Source organism: Micromonospora humidisoli, assembly GCF_016900955.1.
GTDB classification, from domain to species: Bacteria; Actinomycetota; Actinomycetes; order Mycobacteriales; family Micromonosporaceae; genus Micromonospora; species Micromonospora wenchangensis.
The window spans coordinates 668,961-690,850 of sequence record NZ_JAFEUO010000001.1; the positions used below are offsets into that span (position 1 = coordinate 668,961).

At 73.3% G+C, this 21,890-nt stretch carries 19 protein-coding genes; 5 read left to right on the forward strand and 14 right to left on the reverse strand.

Annotation, left to right across the window (positions count from 1 at the left end; translation table 11 throughout):
- Window positions 1–24: 24 nt before the first annotated feature.
- Window positions 25–1,047, reverse strand: a complete 1,023-nt coding sequence (locus JQN84_RS02945) for a glycoside hydrolase family 113 protein (protein ID WP_204956833.1) — start codon at window positions 1,045–1,047, stop codon at window positions 25–27.
- A 105-nt stretch (window positions 1,048–1,152) separates the two neighbouring features.
- On the opposite strand from JQN84_RS02945, the gene JQN84_RS02950 reads away from it, so the two are divergent.
- Window positions 1,153–1,779: a TetR/AcrR family transcriptional regulator gene (locus JQN84_RS02950; protein WP_307820971.1), complete on the forward strand. Its 627-nt coding sequence runs from the start codon at window positions 1,153–1,155 to the stop codon at window positions 1,777–1,779.
- A 137-nt stretch (window positions 1,780–1,916) separates the two neighbouring features.
- Here the strand turns inward: JQN84_RS02950 and JQN84_RS02955 are convergent, their stop codons facing one another.
- The 11 genes from JQN84_RS02955 to JQN84_RS03005 all read right to left on the reverse strand — a co-directional run bounded on the left by JQN84_RS02955 (window position 1,917) and on the right by JQN84_RS03005 (window position 14,502).
- Window positions 1,917–2,609 (reverse strand): putative glycoside hydrolase, encoded by a 693-nt coding sequence (locus JQN84_RS02955; protein WP_239484824.1) that lies wholly within the window; start codon window positions 2,607–2,609, stop codon window positions 1,917–1,919.
- Entirely contained in the window at window positions 2,609–3,574 is a 966-nt protein-coding gene (locus JQN84_RS02960) for an NAD-dependent epimerase/dehydratase family protein (RefSeq protein ID WP_204956834.1), read from the reverse strand. Before JQN84_RS02960 ends, JQN84_RS02955 begins: the two co-directional genes overlap by 1 nt.
- Window positions 3,571–4,920, reverse strand: a complete 1,350-nt coding sequence (locus JQN84_RS02965) for a nucleotide sugar dehydrogenase (RefSeq protein ID WP_239484640.1) — start codon at window positions 4,918–4,920, stop codon at window positions 3,571–3,573. Before JQN84_RS02965 ends, JQN84_RS02960 begins: the two co-directional genes overlap by 4 nt.
- A 52-nt stretch (window positions 4,921–4,972) precedes the next feature.
- On the reverse strand, window positions 4,973–5,866 hold the full coding sequence (locus JQN84_RS02970; RefSeq protein ID WP_204956835.1) for an NAD-dependent epimerase/dehydratase family protein: 894 nt from the start codon (window positions 5,864–5,866) through the stop codon (window positions 4,973–4,975).
- Window positions 5,863–6,657, reverse strand: a complete 795-nt coding sequence (locus JQN84_RS02975; protein ID WP_307821026.1) for a nucleotidyltransferase family protein — start codon at window positions 6,655–6,657, stop codon at window positions 5,863–5,865. Before JQN84_RS02975 ends, JQN84_RS02970 begins: the two co-directional genes overlap by 4 nt.
- A 38-nt stretch (window positions 6,658–6,695) precedes the next feature.
- A complete protein-coding gene (locus JQN84_RS02980) occupies window positions 6,696–8,213 on the reverse strand; it encodes a hypothetical protein (RefSeq protein ID WP_204956837.1) in 1,518 nt (505 codons plus the stop codon).
- Window positions 8,213–10,057, reverse strand: coding sequence for a GT4 family glycosyltransferase PelF (gene pelF, locus JQN84_RS02985; RefSeq protein WP_204956838.1), 1,845 nt, complete (start codon window positions 10,055–10,057; stop codon window positions 8,213–8,215). Before pelF ends, JQN84_RS02980 begins: the two co-directional genes overlap by 1 nt.
- Window positions 10,058–10,101: 44 nt before the next feature.
- Window positions 10,102–12,237 (reverse strand): Agd3-related carbohydrate-binding protein, encoded by a 2,136-nt coding sequence (locus tag JQN84_RS02990; protein WP_204956839.1) that lies wholly within the window; start codon window positions 12,235–12,237, stop codon window positions 10,102–10,104.
- Between the two features lie 747 nt (window positions 12,238–12,984).
- Window positions 12,985–13,431 carry a hypothetical protein gene (locus JQN84_RS02995; protein WP_204956840.1) on the reverse strand — a complete coding sequence of 149 codons (447 nt, stop codon included), beginning with the start codon at window positions 13,429–13,431 and terminating at the stop codon, window positions 12,985–12,987.
- 147 nt (window positions 13,432–13,578) lie between these two features.
- Complete coding sequence (locus JQN84_RS03000) at window positions 13,579–14,268, reverse strand: DUF3515 family protein (RefSeq protein WP_372445881.1); 690 nt, start codon at window positions 14,266–14,268, stop codon at window positions 13,579–13,581.
- A complete protein-coding gene (locus tag JQN84_RS03005; protein ID WP_067305404.1) occupies window positions 14,269–14,502 on the reverse strand; it encodes an Lrp/AsnC ligand binding domain-containing protein in 234 nt (77 codons plus the stop codon).
- Window positions 14,503–14,624: 122 nt separating this feature from the next.
- Between JQN84_RS03005 and JQN84_RS03010 the strand changes: the two genes are divergently transcribed.
- Complete coding sequence (locus JQN84_RS03010; protein WP_204956841.1) at window positions 14,625–15,563, forward strand: thiamine-phosphate kinase; 939 nt, start codon at window positions 14,625–14,627, stop codon at window positions 15,561–15,563.
- A gap of 23 nt (window positions 15,564–15,586) precedes the next feature.
- Window positions 15,587–16,048 (forward strand): GNAT family N-acetyltransferase, encoded by a 462-nt coding sequence (locus JQN84_RS03015; RefSeq protein ID WP_204956842.1) that lies wholly within the window; start codon window positions 15,587–15,589, stop codon window positions 16,046–16,048.
- A 52-nt stretch (window positions 16,049–16,100) separates the two neighbouring features.
- On the opposite strand, the gene JQN84_RS03020 is transcribed toward JQN84_RS03015, so the two are convergent.
- Window positions 16,101–17,354 carry an ATP-grasp domain-containing protein gene (locus JQN84_RS03020; protein WP_204956843.1) on the reverse strand — a complete coding sequence of 418 codons (1,254 nt, stop codon included), beginning with the start codon at window positions 17,352–17,354 and terminating at the stop codon, window positions 16,101–16,103.
- A 111-nt stretch (window positions 17,355–17,465) separates the two neighbouring features.
- Window positions 17,466–17,657, reverse strand: a complete 192-nt coding sequence (rpmB, locus tag JQN84_RS03025) for a 50S ribosomal protein L28 (RefSeq protein ID WP_046569512.1) — start codon at window positions 17,655–17,657, stop codon at window positions 17,466–17,468.
- Window positions 17,658–17,879: 222 nt separating this feature from the next.
- Here rpmB and JQN84_RS03030 point away from each other — a divergent pair, with 222 nt between their 5' ends.
- The gene (locus JQN84_RS03030; protein WP_204956844.1) at window positions 17,880–19,487 is read left to right on the forward strand and encodes a DAK2 domain-containing protein; all 1,608 of its coding nucleotides are present in this window, start codon (window positions 17,880–17,882) and stop codon (window positions 19,485–19,487) included.
- Window positions 19,484–21,688, forward strand: coding sequence for an ATP-dependent DNA helicase RecG (gene recG, locus JQN84_RS03035; protein ID WP_204956845.1), 2,205 nt, complete (start codon window positions 19,484–19,486; stop codon window positions 21,686–21,688). Before JQN84_RS03030 ends, recG begins: the two co-directional genes overlap by 4 nt.
- Window positions 21,689–21,890 lie beyond the last annotated feature (202 nt).

Genomic DNA, 21,890 nt, shown 5'->3' on the forward strand with positions numbered 1-21,890 from the left:
AGTCGGGGTCGTCCGCGCCGCGGCTCAGCGCGCGTAGTGCGCGGCGACCGCGGCGAACGCGGCCTTCGGTTCCCAGGGCAGACCGGGGTACGTGTCACCGGTACGACCGTCGAGCACCCTGACGATGCCGGGGCTGGCGAGGTCCAGGTCGTCGCGCGGGTCGCCGTCCGGTCGGTGCGGAAGGCTGGGCAGCGCGAAGAGGTGGACGAAGGCGCTGTCGACGCCCTCGCTGTCGAAGATGTCGAGCAGTTCGCTGAGATACGCGGCCTGGCCGTGTTCGTCGCGCTCGTATACCCCGTTCAGCCGGTGGGGTCTGCCGCTCGGGTCGTACTCGATGATCTCCATGCTGCGCGGCGCGACGTCGCCCGCGCCGCGCCAGGTGGCGGTGCCGAAGCCGGTGACGGCGACCGGCTTGGGCTGGTCGACGAGCCGGCGTACGCCGTCGCGGAACTGGTCGGCGACCTCGGCGGAGCGGATCAGTTCGACGGTCACCACGTCGAACAGGTCCCAGTCGACGCCCTCGAACGGGATCGCGGCGTAGGTGACCCTGCCGTGGAAACGTTCGCGGACCGCCGCCACGGTGGCGCGCAGGAAGCCGTCGAGGCGGGTACGGACCCCGGCGATGCGCTCGGCCCGGCCGTCCGGATCGGTGAACAGGTGGGTGAGGCGGTCCGCGAGGCGCTCACCCTCGATGAATCCACGGTTCATGATGCTCAGCTCGGCACCGGTGACGAAGACGATCTCGGCCCCGGCCGCGCGGAGCCGCTCGGCCCGCTCGGCGCAGTCGAGGAACAGGGCGCGGATCAGGTCGGGTTCCAGCTCCAGGGGGTACGGCGAGAACCACACCTCCAGGCCGAGCCCGGCGGCGATCCGGGCGGCGGACTCCAGCCGCCGGGGATCGCCGCCGACCAGGTGGACGGCGGTGCAGTGCAGGTCGTCCCGGATGATGGCCAGCTCCCGCCGGACCATCTCGGGGTCCCAGTGCGGCACCGAGCTGACGCCGTCGGTGACGAATCCGGTGTCGTAGGCCATGCCCTTGGCGCGCATGTCGGTCCCTTCGGTCGTGGTGCTCCCGCGGTTCGGAGGGACCGTAACATAATTTTGCGCGCACGCAATTTTGCGTGCGCGTACCGAAGGTGGGACAGTGGCACCGTGACCGATCCATCGACGCTGCGGGAACGCAAGAAGCGGGCCACCCGGGAGGCCCTCCAGACGGCGGCGCTGCGCCTCGCGCTGGAACGGGGGCCGGACAACGTCCGCGTCGAGGAGATCGCCCAGGCGGCGGGCGTGTCGCCCCGGACCTACAACAACTACTTCCCGAGCCGGGAGCAGGCGATCGTCGCCGGGGTCGCCGCCGACCGCGCGGCAGGCGTCGCGGCGGCGGTGCTCGCCCGGCCGCCGGAGACCGGCCTCGCCGACGCGGTCGTCGACGCCGTCGTGGGCCTGTACGCCGACCCCGGCGACCGGCCGCCCGCCGCGTTGCTGATGATCGCCGCCAGCCCCGCGCTGCGGGCCTGCTACGTCGAGGCCGTCACCACGTTCGAGGAACCCCTGGCCGGGGCGGTCGCCACCCGCTGTCCCGGGATCGGACCGCTGGTCGCCCAGGCGCTCGCCGCCGCGGTCGGCGCGGCGACCCGGGTGGCGCTGCGGCAGTGGCTGCACGGCACGACCGAGGTGCCGACGATGGCCGGTTTCGTGGTGCCGCCCGAGCCGCTGCCGGACCTCGTCCGGGCCGTGCTGCGACCACTGGCCCCGGCGCTCGACGCGGCCGTGCCCTGACCACGACCACGGTGGGCCCCGCCCCCGCCGGGCGGACGCCGGTCGCGCGTGGTGCCGACGCGCGGTCCGGATCCGGCCCGACGGGGGCGGGGGTACCGCGGGGCGGGACCGCATCGGTCCCGCCCCGGGCGAGGTGGTCAGGTACGCGACAGGGCGCGGTCACTGACCGAGGACTGGAGCCCGAACTGCCGGGCCCGGCGTTCGGCGAAATCGGTCAGGCCCTGACTGTCGGCATAGTCGAGGCTGTACAGGTCCAGCTCCAGCTGGAGCAACTGCTCGGCGATCTGGGCGTGGAACTCCAGCACGTCGGGCGGCCACGGCGCGTAGCCATGGTCGGTCCACCGGGCCGAGAACGACTCGAAGACGATCCCGTCGACGATCTCGGCCAGCCGGGGCAGCATGCCGAAACCCCGGTTCGCCAGCAGGTACGCCGGCTCCGCCTCCTCCCGGATCGCGGCGACCAGGGTCAGCAGGTGCGGCACGTCCTCCGGGAAGGTCAGCTCGACGTTGAGCGTGTCCAGGAACAGCCCGGCGAACCCCTGCGCGATCGCCTGCTTCGCCTGCCCCACCACGTGCGACACCCACAGCGGATGGTCGACGTGGACGAACGCGCCACCCCAGTCCGGGTTGCGTTCCTGCCGCTGCCAGGGCGCGGGCGGCCCCTGGTCCTCCGACAGCGACAGGTAGCCGAGGGTCTGCACGTCCTGCGCCGCGAGGTAGCGCAGCTCGGCCGGACGGTAGAAGTCCGGTTGCAGCACCACCCGTACGTAGCGGGTCAGTTCGGGCAGGCGACCGTCGCCGTAGTAGAAGCAGATCGGGCGGCGGTCCATCACGTCCACCCGTGTTCCCGGTACCAGGCGAACGTGCTGCGGACCCCCTCCTCCAGGCTGACGGCCGGCTCGTAGCCGGTCAGCTCACGCAGCCGGGACAGGTCCGGGCAGCGCCGGGCGACCGATCCCGGCGGCGCGTTCCCGGGTGCGATGGCCGGGCTCACCCCGGCCACCCGCAGGACCAGCTTGGCCAGGTCGCCGATGTTGGTCTCCTCCCGGTCGTTGCCGATGTGCACGATCTGCCCGGCGGCGGCCGGTGCCGCCATCAGCCGCACCATCGCCTCGACCGCGTCGTCGACGTGGCAGAACGCCCGGAACTGGTCGGCCCCGGGGACGGGGAACGGGTCGGCCCCGCGCAGGGCGCGCAGCGACATCTCCGGGATGACGTGGTCGGCGCCCATCCGGGGGCCGTACACGTTGTGGAACCGGCCCACCACGGTCGCGAAGCCCTTGGCGCGGGCCGTGTGCAGGAAGGCGGCCTCGCCGAGCAGCTTGCTGGCCGCGTACGCGAACCGGGGCGCGGCGATGTCGGAGATCATCGGCGGCACGGTCTCGTCCGTCGGCACCGGCACCACCCCGGCGGTCACGCCCCCGGCGTAGACCTCGCTGGTGGAGGCGAAGAAGACCCGCTCGCCCGGGGCCACCCAGTCGAGCAGGTGCAGCGCCGACAGGGTGTTGACCCGGATCACCCGGGCCGGGTCCTGCTCCACGTTGCGTACGCCTACCACGGCCGCGAGCAGGTAGATCTGGTCCCAGCCGGTGGGCAGCGCCGCCCAGGTGTCCGGGCTGGTCAGATCGCCGGAGACCACCTGCACGGCCGGGTCGGCGCGCAGCCGGTCGAGGTCGGCGTCGTCGCGGCCCCGGGAGAAGTCGTCCACGATCGTCACCCGGTGCCCGTCGGCGACGAGCCGGCGGGCCAGGTGCAGGCCGATGAAGCCGGCCCCGCCGAGCAGCAGCGCCCTCATGCCGACACCGTCGCGGTGGCCGCCGCGTCCGCGCCGGCCGCCCCGGCGGGGGCGGGCGGCAGGTAGCCGAGCCCGGCGTAGCGGACCCCGGCGGCCAGCACCGCGTCCGCGTCGAGCACCCGCCACGAGTCGTAGACGAACGCCGGTGGCGTCGCGCCGAGCACCTCGGGCACCCGCAGCGCCCGGTAGTCCGGGTGGTCGTTGATGATCAGGACGGCGTCCGCCTCGGTGAACGCCTTGTCCAGACTGACCGGTTCGCCGCCGTACTGGCGGATCACGTCGTCGGTGACCATCGGGTCGTGGCCGAGCACGGTGACCCCGGCGGCGGAGAACACCCGCATCATCGGCTCGATCGGCGTGCCGCGCATGTCGTCGGTCGCCGGCCAGCCCTTGTACGCCCAGCCGAGCACCGCCAGTCGGGCGCCGAGACTGCGCCCGCGCGCCTCGATCAGCATCCGGACCACGGTCTCGCCGACGTGGATCGGCAGGTACTCGTTGAGCTGGCGGGCCTTGCCGACGAGGAACGGCCGGCGGTCACCCGCGCTGTCGATCATGATGTACGGGTCCTTGGAGAGGCAACCACCGCCCACGTACCCGGGCTTGGCGAGATCGGGGCGCGGATAGTCGACGTTGGCCGCCCGGATCACCTCCAGCGGGTCGAGGCCGTGCCGCTCGGCGACCAGCGCGATCTCGTTGCCGAAGGCGTAGATCAGGTCGGTGTGGCAGTTGTTGGACAGCTTCACCAGCTCGGCGGCCTCCAGGCTGGAGACCGGGACGATGGTGCGGACCAGCCCGTTGAAGAACTCGGTCGCGGCGACCAGGCTGTCGTCGTCCAGACCACCGATCACCTGCGGCAGCTCCACCAGTTCCCGCAGCGCCTGCCCCTGGATGGTGCGCTCCGGGGCCATCACCAGCTTCACCCGCTCACCCCAGGCGGCCTGGAGCTCCGGCAGCACCACCCGACGGCTGGTGCCCACCGGCACCGTGCTGCGGACCACCACCAGGGTGTCCGGGCGGCAGCTCGCCGCCACCACCCGGGCGGCGGCGGCCAGGTTCGCCAGGTTGGGCCGGTGGGTCATGTTGTCCACCGGCGTCGACACGCTGATCACCGCCACGTCGACGGTGTCCTTCGGCAGGTCGGCGGCGACGTGGATGCGGGTGCCGAGGTGGGCGGCGAAGACGTCCTCGATGCCCGGCTCGAAGATGTGCGGCCGGCCGTGCGACAGCGCGTCCAGCACCGCCGGTGACACGTCCGCGCCGTACACCGTGAAGCCCTTGTCGGCGAGGGCGGCGGTGAGGGTGAGCCCCACGTAGCCCAGGCCCACGACCCCGATCTTCATGCTCATCTGCTGTCCTCTCGTGTGCGGGTGTGTCGTGAAGGGGGAGCGGTCCGCCGGCTCACCGCGCCTCGCCGGCGGCCCAGATGTCCTTGATCGAGGTGGCCAGGTCACGCACCGGCGACCAGCCCAGCCCGGCGGCCCGGCCGATGTCGGCCTGGATCCAGTCGACCGCCTGCGAACGCTGCGGCCCGGACCCGACCTCGCGGACCCGGCCCCGGTAGCCCGCCGCGTCGGCCAGCAGGGCGACCGCCTCCCGGGCGGTCACGGCCCGGCCGCTGCCGGCGTTGACCACCCGGTGCCGCAGCTCGGGCGCGAGGACCGCCGCGACGATCAGCGCGGCCAGGTCCCGCACGTCGACGAAGTCCCGGTACGCCGACAGCGGCCCGAGGGTGATCTCGGCGGCCCCGTCGTCCAGGGCGGCCCGCAGCCGGGCCGCCGCCCGACCGAGCAGGTTCTCCTGTGACATGCCGGGGCCGATCGGGTTGAACACCCGCAGCGAGACCGCGTCGACCTCGCCGGCCTCCCCGGCGAGCTGGAACAGCCGGGTGCCGGCCAGGTGGCTGACGCCGTACGCGCTGACCGGCCGGGCGGGGGAGTCCTCGGTGACCGGGACCCGCTCCGGCACCGGCCCGTACTCGCCTGCCGAACCGAGCCGGACCAGCCGGGCCCCCGGTGCCGCGACGGCGGTCGCCTCCAACAGTTTCGCCGCGACCAGGGTGTTCGCCGTGACCAGTTGCCCGGCGGAGCCGGTGAGGGCGCCCACGCAGTTGACCACCACGTCCGGGGCGACCTCCCGCAGCAGCCCGGCCAACGCGTCAGGCGTGCCGTCGAGCAGGTCGTGGGTGGTCCGTCCCGGGCAGACCACCTCGGCCACCCGGGGGTCCGCGGCCAGCGCGTCGCGGGCGTGTCCGCCGATGAACCCGGACGCCCCGAACAGCAGCACCCGGGTCACGTCAGCTCCCCGGCGCCCACCACGCCCGTCAGGTCGACGCCCACCGGCTCCCCGACCGGCTCCCCGACGGGCACCTCCACCGGTGCCGGTCCGGCCGGCAACAGGATCGGCTTGAGCTGGTGGAACGACCGGTTCGCCTCGTCGTAGTCCTCCGGCCGCCCGATGTCGAGCCAGAACCCGTCGAACGGGTACGTCATCGGCGGATCGCCGCTGGCGAGCAGGTCCAGCACGAGCTGGTCGAAACCGAGGGCCAGCCCGGCCGGGTAGGGCTCCAGGGTCCGCCGCGACATCCCGTAGACGCCCATGCTGACCGGGTAGCGCAGCGCCGGCTTCTCCCGGAACCCGACCACCCGGCCGGCGTCCACGTCGAGCACGCCGAAGTCGATCCGGTGCACCCGTTCGGAGGTCGCCAGGGTCAGCCCCGCCCCGGAGAGCTGGTGGCTGCGCAGCAGGTCGCCGTAGTCCAGGTCGGTGAGGACGTCCCCGTTCATCACCAGGAACTCCTCGGGCAGCCGGTCCTTGAGGCCGAACAGCGGGCCGACCGTGGACAGCGGCCGGTCCTCCTCGACGTAGTCGATGGCCAGCCCCCACCGGTTGCCGTCGCCCACGAACGCCCGGATCAGCGGGCCGAGATGGTTGATCGCCAGGGTCACCGAGGTGAACCCCCGCGAGGCGAGCTGGTCGAGCACGATCTGCAGGATCGAGTGGCTGTCCCCGATCGGCATCAGGGGCTTCGGCAGCGTCGTCGTGTACGGCCGGAGCCGCACCCCTTTGCCACCGGCAAGGATCACCGCGTGCAACCGGACCTCCCCATAGGTCTCAAGTGGAACTACCGGTAGTGCCGAACCTGCCCGATCACCGGAACCAGACCGAGCGCGAACAGCGCCTGGAGCAGCAGCACGCTGCCCAGGTGGAGCGAGGTGTCGGTGACCGGGTCGCCGCCCTGCCCGAGCAGCGGGGCGACGCCGAGCAACGCGCCGAGGCCGACGTGCAGCACGATCACCACCGTCATCGACAGGCACAGCCAGCCGTACCGGCCCTGCCCGGCCAGCAGGAACGCCAGGTAGTACGCCCCGGCCAGGGCCACGTGGGCGGCGGTCATCACCACCCCCGCCGTGGACAGCACGCCCGCCCGGCCGAGGACGACGAGCAGCAGCACCCCCAGTGCCGCCGGCACCGCGAGGCACACCACGAACTCCCGGCCGATGGTGCGCCAGATCCCGACGACGAAGGCGTGCGGGAGCCGGGCCCGCCGGGACAGGGCGACCCCGCCCGCCCAGAACCGGCTGGTCCGCCACTCGACGAACCCCATGGACAGGATCAGCGGCACCGCCGACGCCGCGACGTCCCACTGACCCAGCAGGTAGGGCGCCTGGGCGTGGAAGAGCAGCGTCGCCGAGCAGAGCCCGTACCCGGCGACGCCGAGCAGGGCGGGCCACGTCGGCCAGAGCGGGTCGCGGGGGGCCGGCTCCGTCGACCGGGCGGCGGCCCGGGTGGCCCAGAGCCCGGCGGCGAACGCGGCCAGCACGCCGAGGGCCGCCGCGCCCACCGCCCAGCGCCGCGCCACCATCCCGCCGTCGACCAGGAAGACCGCGCTGGCCAGGACGACCGGGACCAGCGCGGCGGCCAGCCACCCCTCCCGCCGGTAGAAGACCAGCAGGGTGCTGGCCAGCTGGTAGGCGAGTTGGCAGACCATCATCGTGGCCAGCGGCAGGCCGCCGTACGGCAGCATCAGGGCGCCGGCGGCCAGGCCGAGCAGCACGGCGGTCAACGCGGCGGTCCGCAGCACCCGGCTGGCCGAACGGGCCCGGCCCAGACCGAGCAGGCGGAACGCCGCGTAGGCGACCACACCCGACCAGACCCAGCCGAGGGTCCCGGCGAGGATCATCCCGGCCACCAGGCCCGGTCGTCCCACCACCGACAGCACGGCCGGGAACGCGGCGCTCGGCAGCACGTACAGCAGGCCGTGGGAGATCGTCCGCAGGTCGCCCCGCCGGTCGCGGCCGGCCCCCGGCGCGGCGGCGGGCCGCTGGTCGGGTGCCGGGGCCGGACCCAGCCGTCGGAACACCTCGGCGGCGAGGACGAAGACGTCGCGGTAGCCGTACTCGACCTGGGCACCCCGGTCGGTGTGCCCGTCGGCCTCCAGGGCGGCGGCGACCTGGAGCGCGTCCACCGCGCGGGCCAACTGCGGCCGTACCCGCTCGACCAGGTCGTCCACCGGGTCGGTGGAGATCCGGGGCAACAGGATGGTGCGTTCGGGGCCGTCGGACGACCCCGGCTCGGTGGTCATCGTGGCGACGGAGCGGAACAACGGATCGGTGACGTCCGGGTCGGTGGCCTCGGTCATCAGCGGCCACCGGGGGTACGCACGATGGCGATCGTCGTCTCGTCGTCGTCGTCCGGTCCGGGCGCGGCCGGCTGCGGCAGCTCCGGCGTGGCCGAGTTCGGGTCGTGGCGGGTCCGGTACGCCGCCGCCGAGTACTGCTCGGGTCCCCGCTGGCGGGGCACCCGCCCGGCCAGCGGCGACACCTCGGGGCGGACGGCAGCGGGCGTCGGCTCGGGTCGGGCGGCAGCCGGCGTCGCGGCGGCGGGGGTGAGCCCGGGCCGGGCGGTGGGCACGGCAGCGGGGCGGGCGGTGACCGACGCCACCCCGGGGCGGGTCGGCCGGTTCGGGACCCGGACGAAGCCCTGGGCCTGACCGCGCAGGTGCTTCGGCGCGGGCGACGCCCCGCGTGGCGCGGCCAGCCCCTCGTAGATGTCGCGGTACGCCTGTAACGACCGTTGCAGGGTGAACCGCTCCAGCACCCGCTGCCTGGCGGTCGCCCCGAGCCGCAGCCGCAGCTCCCGGTCGTTGAGCATCCGTACGCAGGCGGCGGCGATCGCGGCGACGTCGCGCGGCGCGACGACGAACCCGGTGTCACCGACCGCCTCGGCGACCCCGCCGACGTTGGTGCACACGGTCGGCCGGCCGCACGCCATCGCCTCCACCACCGTGTAGGGGAAGCCCTCGGAGATACTGGTGAGCGCCACCAGGCTGCCGGCGTGGTACGCCTCGACGGCGCTGCCGACCCGCCCCTCCAGCACCGCGTGCCCGGTCAGCCCGAGTTCGTCGATCAACGCCTCGCAGCTGGCGTGGTAGACCTTGTTGGCGGCCGGGGTTCCGCCGAAGATGCGCAGCCGGGCGTTCGGGATCTCCGCCCGCACCAGCGCGAACGCCCGGATCAGGGTGTGCAGGTCCTTCAGCGGGTCGATCCGGCCCATGAACGAGATGGTGGGCACGTCCGGTTCGCCGGCCGCGGGCGGGAACTCGTCCGGGTCGACGCCGTTGTACATCGTCCACATCCGCTCGGGGTCGGCGCCGTTGTGCAGCTGCCACCGCCGGTTGTACTGCGAGTGCGGGGCGAGCGCGCCGGTGATCAGGTAGGCCGCCCCGGCCAGCGAGCGGAAGAAGCTCAGCACCAGCACCCGGACCGGGTGCGGGGCGTCGTCGTGCAGGTAGGAGATGTAGCGTTCGCGCAGGTAGATGCCATGCTCCGAGAGCACCAGCGGGGTGCCGTACGTCCAGGTGGCGGCCATCCCGACGAGGGTGGCGAGACCGTTCATCGACGAGTGCACGATGTCGGCGCGGACCGGGGGCGCGCTCAACGGCCGCAGCATGTGCGCGATGAGCCAGGCCGCCTCCAGCGCGTCGGCGACGGTGGGGGCGGGCCCGGTCTCCTCGACCCGCAGGGTGTGCCAGGCCTCCAGCATCATCCGCAGCGCCTCGTTGGACAGCAGGGCCGCACCCAGGTCACCGCCGCCGGAGGCGTACTCGAACATCCCGCGCAGGGCGAGCAGGAAGGTGCTGCGGTTGACCGCCCCGGCCTGGGAACGGGTCGATTCCAGCGGGGTGACCAGGGCACGCAGGAACACCTCGTACGACTCGATGAACTCGGCGCCGGGCCGCCCGGAGGGGACCAGCACCCCCCGCCGGGGGCGGCGGCCTTTCGGCCGGCCGCCCCACAACGGGATCGAGTGCACGCGGTCGAGGTTGGCCGGCCGGTCGAACACCGGCTCCTCGGTGCCGTCCACGGTGAGCGCCACCACCTCCCACCGGTAGTCAGGCATTCCCCGGATGAGCTGTTCGCACCAGATGCTCACCCCACCCATCGCGTACGGGTAGGTGCCCTCCGAGACCAGCGCGATCCGCACCGGTTTCCCCCGTTCCTCTGTGCTTGTCTGAGCCGCTGTCCGCGCTACGGACGGGGAGCGGCGTTGAACGTCACGGCGGTGTTGGCCGCCAGCGTCACCGGCACGGTGACGTCGGTGCCGTAGGTGCCGGCACCGGTGGTGGTCGCGGCGACGCCGCCCAGTTGCAGCGAGCCGGCGGCCGGCGAGCTCACCGTGATCTCCCCGGTGGTCCGGTCGTAGATCGCCGACGCCCCGGCGGTCAGCGCCGCGAAGTGGGCCGTCCGTGCCCTGCTGTAGGCGGCGATGTCGGTCCACGCCGAGTTGAGCAGCGGCACCGAATAGAACGAGTCGTACTTGGTCAGCACGGCGTCGACCCAGTCGGTGAGCAGGGTGTTGCCCGAGCCGTAGTCACGCACGTTGGCGATGTGGAACGTGTGCGAGTAGATCGAGCCCGACGACACGTGCTGCAGGCCCACGGTGGACTCGTAGTCCAGGACCTGGGCGTACGTGCGGTCGGTGGGCCAGTACGGGAAGGCGCCGTTCGGGCCGTAGAAGGAGTTGTAGAAGTGCGCCTCCTCCGCCGGGTTGGTGGTGTGGTAGGCGATGTTCGTCGGCCAGCACGGCACCACCACGATGCTCGGGTCCAGCGGGTGCGGCGTCGACCCGTTGAAGTTCGCCGGCACGTGGCTGGCGAACGACATGTTGCCGGCGACCGTGTCGACGCCGAGATCCGCCGCCGCCTCGATCAGGTCCGGGTTGGACGCGGCGAGGCCGTGGTCGGTGAGCACCCCGCTCGAGTTGTTGTAGACGCCGAGACCTGAGTACTCGGGGGTCTTGAGCACGGTGGCCGGGGGGGTCAGCCCGATGGCGGTGCCAGCGGTCAGGTTCTCGGAGATCTCTTCGTGGTTGGTGGCGTAGTCCGTGGTGTTCAGCGCGGGGTGGTTCAACGTGTGGTTGATCCACCGGAAGTTGTTCTTGAGGCACTTGGTGGTGGCGGTGAGGGTGTTGGCGTCGCCGTTCGGGCTGCACGTGTTGCCGGCGAACGGGTCGATCTGGGCGCCGTTGTAGGGGATGTTGACGGTGAAGCCCGAGGCCAGCGGGTGCGCGGTGCGCAGCGCGGTCTGCTTCGCGTCGAGGTTGACCGCGTCGTGCCCGGTGACCCGGATCGCGGGGCCGTAGTCGACGGTGCCGTCGTCCATGTAGTGGGCCGAGGCGGCGAACCAGTCGTCGATGTCGACGTTGAGGTGGTGCTTCTGCTCACCGAGGAACAGGCCCTTGGTCGCCCACCGGAACAGGCCGTAGACCAGCAGGTCCGCGTGGAGCAGGTACTGGTTGGCGGTGAAGGTCAGCGCGATCCGCTCCCGGCCGTCGGTCGAGGTGGTGCGTACGGCCAGCACGTCGGACCCGTTGGTCATCAGGGCCTGGGCGTTGCAGCCGGCCCGGATCGAGGTGCGGTAGACGTACGACTGGGTGATCGGGATCTGGGCGGTGCTCTTGAGGTAGTCGAAGACCGCCGCGCCGCTGCTGGTCAGCGAGACGGGCAGCGGGGTCTCACCGACCGCGCCCTCCCCGGCGGAGTCGAGGCAGTAGTCCTCCGGCCAGGTGCCGTAGCTGGTGTAGAGGGCGACCTGACGCACCTCGAAGTTGCGCTCGTAGGCCCAGAGGGTGTTCCACTCCGTGCTGGTCAGGCCGCTGAGGTAGTTACCGCCCGACTCGTAGAGCTGCATGCTGTTGGTGAGCAGGACCGCGTTGTACTTGCCCACCCCGTTGCCGTCGACGAGCGTGTTCGCCGAGAGCGTCTGGGTGGTGGTGTAGAGGATGTCGTAGCCCGCACCGATCCGGTTGAGGGTGGTGGTGAGCGTGGCCACGCCGAAGTCCGCCGGGTCGGTGGCCAGGATCAGCGCCTTCAGCGCGACCTTGTCGTTGATCGCCTGGGTGCCCACGCCGCCGCTGCGGGCACCCGTCGGGGACGGGGCGACCTTGACGGTGCCGGCCCGGGTGGGCAGCGGGCCGGGCCGGGCCTCCTTCTTGCTCGCCACCTGGCCGAGGCCGGGTGCGCTCGGCGGCTGGGCCAGCGTGCGCGGCGCGGTCGGCGGCTGGGCGAGGCCCGGGGTCTGGGTGCCGAGCAGGACCGTGAGTGCGGTCAGCCCGGCGAGGGCGAATCGGTTCGCGCGACGGCGCTTAGGTCCGGTGTGGACCATGTGGTGACCTCCGATGAGGAGATGTGAACAATGCCGCCGGTCCTGTATGGACGACGGGGTTGCCATCGAAGGCTAGCAATTGTTGGTGCGGATTCCGCGCATGATCCTGTCGTATGTGGAGCATTGACGCAAGCGGGGTCGGGTGTTAATGCCGTTCGTCCGGAGGTGGCTTCCGGTAACGCGCTTTTTGTTGATCTTGGTGGTGTTGCTGGTCGGTTCCTGGTGTGTTGACGTGCTCTTTTCCGGAGGAGCCGAAACACCTCATTCACGTTCACTTCACACGCGTGAAGCCGGCCGTGGCCAGAATGTGGACCGTGGGCGGGTGCGGAACCGGGCGAACCTCAGCCATTCGCTCCGGCTGCGGCAATTGAGGTGCGGTAAGAGTGGCCGATCAGTCCATGCTGGCCCGCCGATCAGCCGATTACCCGACCATCCCTTCGGTTGACGGTGCCCCGCGCGGTCGGCACGGGGTGGGCCGGGGTCCGGAATGATCGCCGTTTTCCCAGTTCAGAGCACCTTCACGGGGGTGGGCCGGGGGTGGGACGTGCCTTTTGTCGGGCAATCGCTTGATCGACGGCACATCGTGGAGAATGTTGAGTTTCCGCAGCCGGGACGGCGGGTTAACCCGTACGGAAATGGCGAATACCACGGCGCTGACCCTCGAATCAGCCAGTTTCGGCGGAAGCGGTTCCCAGCCTCAGGAGTTGCCCATTGCCGGTCACCGGAAGCCGTCCGCTGTCTCCCCTATCAACACCGTCCGGGCCAAATCGTTTTACTATCCGATCGGTTTCGTGGAACTTCCACGGGGCGCAAATGCAGGAGTGGATGTGCGCGTCCTGAGTCGACGGTGGTGCCGGGACAAAACGCCAGACGGCGGATCGGCGCATCCTCCGGCGCGGTCCCACTCGGCGGCGCGGTGGAGAGGGCCCGACGCCATCGGCCGTGCAGTTTCGTCCGGGCCCGGCCGCCCGGCTGTCCGCCCCGGGCGAGGACCAGGCCCGGCGACGCGTGGGACAGCGACCAGGCGAACAGCGACCAGGCGAACACCGCGCCGGCCGGGACCGGCACCACCGACTCGGCGGCGGCACCCATCCCGGTCAACGCCCCCTGCACGGTGCCCTGCTCCTCGGCCCGGACGATCCGGGAGAGCCACGCCTGCACGGCGACGCCGCCGACCGTGGCGAGCACACCCACCGCTTCGCCACCCACGGTCAGCCGCAGGTACGGAGGATCAGATCATCGGTGCCGGCGCATGATTGTCCGGACCGTCGGGTCGCCGTCACCCCGGTCCGGTCGGGTGGGGCGGGCATGGGCCGGAGCCCGGTCGGGCGGAGGGGAACCTCAGCGTCGGCACCCGGACGGGCTGTCGCCGCCGGACGGCACGGATGCGACCACCGCGTCGGAGACCGGGGTGAGCCACTGCAACGGCCCCTCGTACGCCCGGGGCACCGTCACCGTGACCGCCGTCTCCCGGTCGAGCGTGGTGAGCACGGTGGCGTCCGACCGCTCGTCGGCGTACCAGCAGACCCCGTTGACGGTCCACACGTCGGCGGTGGCGTCCACGGTCGGCTCAGGGACACCGCAGGCGACGGTCAACGCCGGATCGCCGTAGGCGGCGTTCTGCTCGGCACCGGCCGTGACCGGGCGCTGGGCGAGCTCCCGGACGGTGGCCGGCAACTGCGAGACCAACGCCCGGCACACCACTCCGGGGCGCTCGGCCAGCGCCGGGGCGGCCATCTCGACCGGGGCGCCGGACTGGGGGCGCAGGCTGGTCGGCGACGCGCTCGGCGCGGCGACAGGGGTGTCCGGGGACAACTGGGCGAAGGTGAAGCCCGCCACGGCCACCGTCACCGGCACGGCGACCAGGGTGGCCCACAACGCGGCCCGCCGGGTCGACCGGTCCGCCGTGGGCCGGTCGGTGGTGGGTGCACCGGTGCTGGCCCGCTCGGTGCTGGTCTGCTCGGTGCTGGTCTGCTCGGTGCTGGGCACGGCGTCGGTCGGGATCTCGGGGGAGGAGGTCTTCTCGTCCACTTACAGGCGCACCACCGAACACGTGAGGGTGCGGGTGATGCCGGGCACCATCTGCACGTTGCTGACGATCAGTTTGCCGAGCTCGTCGACGGTGTTCGCCTCGGTGAGGACGACCACGTCGTACGGCCCGGTGACGGCGTCGACGCGTACCACGCCGGTAAGGTCCGCGATCAGACCGGCCACGTCCCGCGCCCGGCCCACCTCGGTCTGGATGAGGATGTACGCCTGTACCACGACTCGACCTCCGTCCGTCGCCGCCCAGGGGCGGCCCGAAGGGTGAAAATACCCTACGGAGCAGGCGTGATCCCTATCGGTGGTCGAGGTCAAGCAGCTAGCGAGCGTGTCGGAAGGAAGACATGGGTGTCGCGGACGTGGGCGAGTTCGGCCTCATCGACCGGGTGACCGCCCGGCTGACGTACGGATCGTTCTGCCTGCTCGGGCCGGGCGACGACGCCGCCGTGGTGGCCGCCGGCGACCGGCGGGTGGTCGCCTCCACCGACGTGCTGGTCGAGGGGCGGCACTTCCGGCGGGACTGGTCGGGCGCGCGGGACGTCGGGCACCGGGCGGCGGCGGCCAACCTTGCCGACATCGCCGCCATGGGGGCCACCCCCACCGCCCTGCTGGTCGCCCTCTGCATCCCCGCCGACCTGGACACCGCCTGGGTGGAGGAGTTGGCCGACGGGCTGGCCGCCGAGGCGGCACTGGTCGACGCGGGGGTGGTCGGTGGGGACATGTCCGCCAGCCCCACCCTGACCATCGCGGTGACCGCCCTCGGCGACCTGGCGGGTCGGGCCCCGGTGGTCCGCTCCGGCGCCCGGCCGGGTGACGTGGTGGCGCTCGCCGGCCGCACCGGCTGGGCCGCCGCCGGGCTGACCGTGCTCTCCCGTGGGTTCCGCACCCCCCGGGTGCTGGTCGAGGCGTACCGGCGGCCGGAGGTGCCCTACCCGGCCGGACCGGAGGCCGCCCGGCTCGGCGTCACCGCCATGATCGACGTGTCGGACGGGTTGCTGGCCGACCTGGGGCACCTGGCGAAGGCCAGCGGTGTCGGTGTCGACCTGCGCCGGGACGCCTTCGAGGTACCCCCGCAGATGCGGGACGCCGCCCAGGCGCTCGGCGTCGACCCGTACACCTGGATCCTGGCCGGTGGCGACGATCACGCCCTGGCCGCCACCTTCCCCCCGACGGTGGCGTTGCCGCCCCCGTGGCGCGCGGTGGGCCTGGTGGTCGAGGGCGGCGGGGTGACAGTCGATGGTGACGCGTACGACGGACCGGCCGGCTGGGACCACTTCCGGTAAGGGGCGGTCGTACCCTTCACCCCGTGAGTGAGATCGAGATCCGGCCGGTGGGCTTCGACGCGCCGGTGGCCCAGACGCTCATCCGGGCGACAATGGCCGACCTGGGCGTCCGCTACGGCGGCAGCGGCGACGAGACCCCCGTCGACCCCACCGAGTTCGTCCCGCCGCACGGCGAATTCCTCGTCGCCCACCTCGACGGCGAGCCGGTCGGCTGTGCCGGGTGGCGCAGCCACGGCGCGGACGCCGCCGAGCTGAAGCGGATGTACACCACCCCGGTCGTGCGGGGACGCGGGGTGGCCCGCGCCCTGCTCGCCGCCATCGAGGAGTCGGCCCGTCGGCACGGGCGCGAGCGGGTCATCCTGGAGTGCGGTGACCGGCAACCCGAGGCGGTCGCCCTCTACACCTCGGCGGGGTACGAGCGGATCGCCAACTTCGGCTACTACGCCGACGCCCCCGGCTGCCTGTCGTTCGGCCAGACACTCTGACCCGCCCGCCGGGGCCGGGTGAATCCGGATTCACCCGGCCGGTGCGGCGGCGTCAGGCGACGGTGAACCGGAGCCGGTCGGCGCCGGCGCGGGCGGTGGCCGCCGCCTCGGCCGGGTCGACGCCCCAGGCCAGCACGTGCCCGCCCCGGCGTACCGACGAGGTGACCTCGCCGACCCGGTCCCCGACGGCCACGTCGAGCTGCACGGCGAGGACGCCGGACACCCGGCGGGCGTCGCGCAGCCCGTCGACCGCGGTCAGCGTCCCCGGCGGCGGCAGCAGGAACTCCACCGCCGCCGCCCCGGACGGCCGGGCCGGCAGCCGGGGCCGCTCGCCGCGCAGCGTCCGCAGGTAGGCGTCGATGAAACTGCACTCGTACGCCACCGAGATCAGCGCGGCGATCATGTCGCCGGGCAGCCGGGCGGCGCACTCCACCAGCGTCGGCACCCCGTCGGCGACGATCCACTCGCTGTGCAGCACACCGCTGCCGAAGCCGGCCGCCGCCGCCAGCCGGGTGGCCGCCGCGACGAGTTCCGCGCGGCCGGCCGCCGGCAGCGCCGAGGGGACCGTGTGCCCGGTCTCCACCGGGCGGCGACCGGGCAGCACCCGCTTGTCGGTGACGTTGCCGAAACACACCTCGCCGTCGGCGACCAGCAGTTCGACGCTGTACTCCGGACCGACCAGGGTCTGCTCGACAAGCACCTCGGTGGGCAGGTCGGTGGCCGCCTCCACCGGTGCCTCCGGGGCGGCGGTCGCCGACCAGGCCGCCGCCACGTCGTCGGCGGCGTCGACCAGCTGCACGCCGAGGCTGCCGGAGCGACGGGTCGGCTTCAACACGCACCGGCCACCGAACCGGGCCGCGAACGCCGCTGCCCGCTGCGGGGAGTCGACCAGCTCGTACGCCGGATTGGCCAGCCCGGCCCGGTCGGCCAGCAGGCGCATCCGGTGCTTGTCGGAGAAGACGTCGGCGGCGTGCGATCCGGCACCGGGCAGGCCCAGCCGTTCGGCGAGCCGGGCGGTGGCCCCGACCGCGTACTCCAGGCCGGGCATCACCAGCCGGGCGGAGGCCAGCCCCGGCTCACCGGCGAGCAGCTTGTCGACGTCCAGGCCGGTCTGGTAGCGGGCGGGCACCACCCGGGAGACCACCGGCAGCCGGGCGGCCGTCGTGGTGAGGTTCCGCCGGGCGATGATCTCCGGCTCCTCGACGAGCACCACGCTGCCCGGCGGCAACTCCTCGGCGAACCAGTGCAACATGCCGAGCGAGGCGCCCACGACGATCATCTCGTCGCGGCCCAGGTCGAGGTCCAACGGTCGTCCTCCGTACGGGTCGGCCACCGGATTGCGGGGACACGACAGTACCGGCGGGCCGCAAGGCCCGCCGGTACTGATCGGAGCTGGGGCGGTGGAGGCGTCGCCAGGTCAGGCGCGGGTGACCTTGCCGGCCTTGATGCACGAGGTGCAGACCTGGAGCTTCTTGGTGGTGCCCCCACCGGCCGGGGTACGCACCGACTGGATGTTCGGGTTCCAGCGGCGGTTGGTCTTCTTCTTGGACCAGGGCACGTTGTGGCCGAAGCCCGGCCCCTTGCCACAGACGTCGCACACGCTAGCCACGGGATACTCCTGAGATTGATACGTTCATGAGGTCGCCGGCAGGCGCTGCCCGGACAACCTGGCCAGGGTACCCGATGCACTCCGGGCAGGACCAACCGCCCGTCCCGGCCCCCGCCGCCCGGCCCGGTCGGCCACCCCGGACCGGGACGTCACGCCCGAACCGGACCGGGACACGCCAGCCGACCCCGGCGGGTGTCGGTCGCCGCCAGTAGGCTTCTGGCCGTGCTGGACACCCTCGACGCCGCCGCGGTACGCCGCTGGTGCGCGAGCGGTCTGGCCGCGCTGCGCCGGCACCAGGGCGAGATCGACGAGCTGAACGTCTACCCCGTGCCCGACGGGGACACCGGCACCAACCTCGTGCTCACCCTCACCTCTGCCCAGCAGGCGCTGACGATGGAACCCGGCACCCTGCCCGAGGACGGCCCGACCGCGCACGGGCGGGCGCTGCGGCTGATGGCCCGGGGTGCGCTGCTCGGTGCGCGGGGCAACTCCGGGGTGATCCTCTCGCAGCTGCTGCGCGGCCTCGCCGACGCCCTCGGGGTGGTGCCCACCGTCGCCGGCCGGGCGCTGGCCGCCGCGCTGCGCGCCGCCAGCACCGCCGCCTACGCCGCGGTCGCCCAGCCGGTCGAGGGCACCGTGCTCAGCGTGGCCGCCGCCGCCGCGACCGCCGCCGAACGGGCCGACAGCGACGACCTGCGCACCGTGGTCCGGGCCGCCGCCGGGGAGGCCGCCCGCGCCCTGGCCCGCACCCCCGAGCAGTTGCCCGCGCTGGCCCGCGCCGGGGTGGTCGACGCCGGTGGCCGGGGGCTCTGCCTGCTGCTCGACGCGCTGGTCGAGGTGGTCACCGGGGAGGCCCCGCCCGGGCCGCCGCCGGTGGCCCGCCCGGTGCGCCCGGCGTCGACCGTCGTCCGGGAGACCGGTTCCCCCGAGTACGCCTACGAGGTGCAGTTCCTGCTCGACGCCCCGCCCGAGGCGGTGAGCCGGTTGCGCGCCGAACTGGCCACCCTGGGCGACTCGCTGGTGGTGGTCGGCGACGACGGCTCACCCACCGGGTCCACCACCTGGAACGTCCACGTCCACGTCAACGACGTGGGGGCGGCCGTCGAGGCGGGGGTGGCGGCCGGCCGGCCGTACCGGATCTCGGTGACCCGCTTCGCCGACCAGGCCCCGCCGGCCCCCGACGGCCGGGCGGCCGTGGTGGTCGCGACAGGCGTCGGCATCGCCGACCTCCTCGGCGGGGAGGGGGCGACGGTGGTGCCGGGCAACCCGTCCACCGGCGAACTGCTGGACGCCATCCGGGCCACCGCCGCCGCCCGGGTGGTGGTCCTGCCCAACGACCCGAACACCCAGGCGGTGGCGAACGCCGCCGCCCGGGAGGCGTACCGGCTCGGGGTGAAGGTCAGCGTGGTGCCGACCCGTTCACCGGTGCAGGCGCTGGCCGCGCTCGCCGTCCGCGACCCGCAGCGCCGCTTCACCGACGACGTCATCGCGATGGCCGAGGCGGCCGGTGCCTGCCGGTACGCCGAGGTGTGCCATGCCAGCCGGGAGGCGCTCACCGTGGCCGGCCCGTGCCGCCCCGGTGACGTGCTGGCCCTGGTCGAGGGGGAGGTCCACCTGATCGGCAGTGACCTGGTCGACACCTGCGCCGCCGTGGTCGACCGGATGCTCGGCGGCGGTGGTGAGCTGGTCACCCTGCTCACCGGCGCGGACGCCCCGGCCGGGCTCGCCGAGGCGGTCCGGGAGCACGTGGCCCGGCGTTGGCCCTTCGTCGAGGTGCAGGCGTACCCGGGTGGGCAACCGCACTATCCGCTCCTGGTGGGGGTCGAATGACGACGTCCGAGCCGGCCACGGTGGACACCGCGCTGACCAAGCTGGTGGGGGAGAAGACCGCCAAGGCGCTCGCCGGTCATCTCGACCTGCACACCGCAGGTGACCTGATGTACCACTTCCCGCGCCGCTACGACGAGCGCGGCGAACACACCGACATCCGTTCGCTGGACGTCGGTGAGCAGGTCACCGTGCTGGCCCAGGTGCAGCGCACGGCGGTGCGCCCGATGCGGCAGCGCCGGGGCAACCTGCTGGAGGTGACCGTCGGCGACAACTCCGGCGGGACGCTGACGTTGACGTTCTTCGGCAACCAGGCGTGGCGGGAACGCGAGCTGCGCCCGGGTCGGTGGGGGCTGTTCGCCGGCAAGGTCACCGAGTTCCGGGGCAGGCGGCAGCTCAACGGCCCCGAGTACGTGCTGCTCGGCGAGGGGGGCGAGGGCGAGGTGGCGGCCTCCGAGGAGGTCGAGGAGTTCGCCGGGGCGCTGATCCCGGTCTATCCGGCCGCCGCCGCCGTGCCGACCTGGGTGATCGCCAGGTGTGTCCGGGTGGTGCTGGACACCGTCACCCCGCCCGACGACCCGTTGCCGACGTCGCTGCGGGTCGACCGGAAGCTGGTCGGCATCGGCACCGCACTGCGCGAGATCCACCGGCCGTCCAGCAAGGAGGAGCTGTACCGGGCCCGTCGCCGGCTCAAGTGGGACGAGGCGTTCGCCGTGCAGCTGACCCTGGTGCAGCGCAAGCTGCGGGCGGCGTCCTGGCCGGCGAAGGCGCGCCCGGCGAAGACGGGTGGCCTGCTCGACGCGTTCGACGCCCGGCTGCCCTACGAGCTGACCCCCGGGCAGCGCGACGTCGGTGTCGAGATCGCCGCCGACCTGGCCACCCCGCATCCGATGCACCGGCTGTTGCAGGGCGAGGTCGGGTCGGGCAAGACGGTGGTGGCGTTGCGGGCGATGCTCCAGGTGGTCGACGCGGGCGGCCAGGCGGCGCTGCTGGCCCCGACCGAGGTGCTCGCCGCCCAGCACCACCGGGGCATGCTCGACCTGCTCGGCCCGCTGGCGCAGGCCGGTGAGCTGGGCGCGGCCGACGACGCGACCCGGGTGGAGCTGGTCACCGGCTCGCTGGGCGCGGCGGCCCGGCGGCGGGCGCTGGCCGAGGTCGCGCAGGGGCGGGCGGGCATCGTGCTCGGCACCCACGCCCTGCTCTACGAGGGGGTCGACTTCGCCGACCTGGGCCTGGTGGTGGTCGACGAGCAGCACCGGTTCGGCGTGGAACAGCGCGACGCGCTGCGCGCCAAGGCCGACCAGCCGCCGCACGTGCTGGTCATGACGGCCACCCCGATCCCCCGCACGGTGGCGATGACCGTCTACGGCGACCTGGAGACCTCCACCCTGTCCCAGTTGCCGCAGGGGCGCTCCCCGATCGCCTCGCACGTGGTGCCGGTGGCGGAGAAACCGGCCTTCCTGGACCGGGCCTGGCGGCGGGTCCGCGAGGAGGTCACCGCCGGCCACCAGGCGTACGTGGTGTGCCCGCGGATCGGTGAGGGGCCGGCGGCCGAGGAGGAACCACCGCGCGAGGACGACAACGGTCGACGTCCACCGCTGGCGGTGACCGAGGTGGCGCCGCTGCTCGCCGAGGGGCCGCTGCACGGGCTGCGGATCGGCGTCCTGCACGGCCGGCTGCCCGCCGACGAGAAGGACGCGGTGATGCGGTCCTTCGCCGACGGCGACCTCGACGTGCTGGTCGCCACCACGGTGGTCGAGGTCGGCGTGAACGTACCCAACGCCACCGTGATGATCGTGCTGGACGCCGACCGGTTCGGCGTCTCGCAGCTGCACCAGCTCCGGGGCCGGGTCGGCCGGGGGTCGGCCCCCGGGCTGTGCCTGCTGGTCAGCGAGGCGGCCGAGGGCTCGTCGGCGCGGGAACGGCTGGACGCGGTCGCCTCCACCACCGACGGGTTCAAGCTGGCCGAGCTGGATCTGGAGCAGCGCCGGGAGGGCGACGTGCTGGGCGCGACCCAGTCCGGCCACCGTTCCCACCTGCGGCTGCTCTCCCTGCTGCGCGACGCCGACCTGATCCGCGACGCGCGGGCCGAGGCGGTCACCCTGGTCGACCAGGACCCGGAGCTTTCGCGGCACCCGGCGTTGGCCGCCTCGGTCGCCGCCCTGGTCGACGAGGAGCGCGCGGAGTACCTGGAGAAGGGCTGACCGCCCCCGATCGGTCCCGGTTCCGGCGTGACGACCCGCTGTGGCCGAGGGGCCGCTGGTGGGTCGTCGGACGGGTGCTGACGTGCCGGCACCCGCTGCGGGTGTCTGGCGGGCGGGGTGGCGGTGGCGCGCGGTGGCGGCGCTCGGTGAGTGACGGCAGCGGAGCATGGTTCATCCGCGTCCTTTAGAGCTGATGACGTTG

Coding starts and splice junctions, on each gene's coding strand:
- JQN84_RS02945 (WP_204956833.1), bottom strand. CDS start 1,047: ATGCGCGCCAAGGGCATGGCCTACGACACCGGATTCGTCACCGACGGC.
- JQN84_RS02990 (WP_204956839.1), bottom strand. CDS start 12,237: ATGGTCCACACCGGACCTAAGCGCCGTCGCGCGAACCGATTCGCCCTC.
- JQN84_RS03010 (WP_204956841.1), top strand. CDS start 14,625: ATGGGTGTCGCGGACGTGGGCGAGTTCGGCCTCATCGACCGGGTGACC.
- JQN84_RS02965 (WP_239484640.1), bottom strand. CDS start 4,920: ATGAGCATGAAGATCGGGGTCGTGGGCCTGGGCTACGTGGGGCTCACC.
- recG (WP_204956845.1), top strand. CDS start 19,484: ATGACGACGTCCGAGCCGGCCACGGTGGACACCGCGCTGACCAAGCTG.
- JQN84_RS02980 (WP_204956837.1), bottom strand. CDS start 8,213: ATGACCGAGGCCACCGACCCGGACGTCACCGATCCGTTGTTCCGCTCC.
- JQN84_RS02955 (WP_239484824.1), bottom strand. CDS start 2,609: ATGGACCGCCGCCCGATCTGCTTCTACTACGGCGACGGTCGCCTGCCC.
- JQN84_RS02960 (WP_204956834.1), bottom strand. CDS start 3,574: ATGAGGGCGCTGCTGCTCGGCGGGGCCGGCTTCATCGGCCTGCACCTG.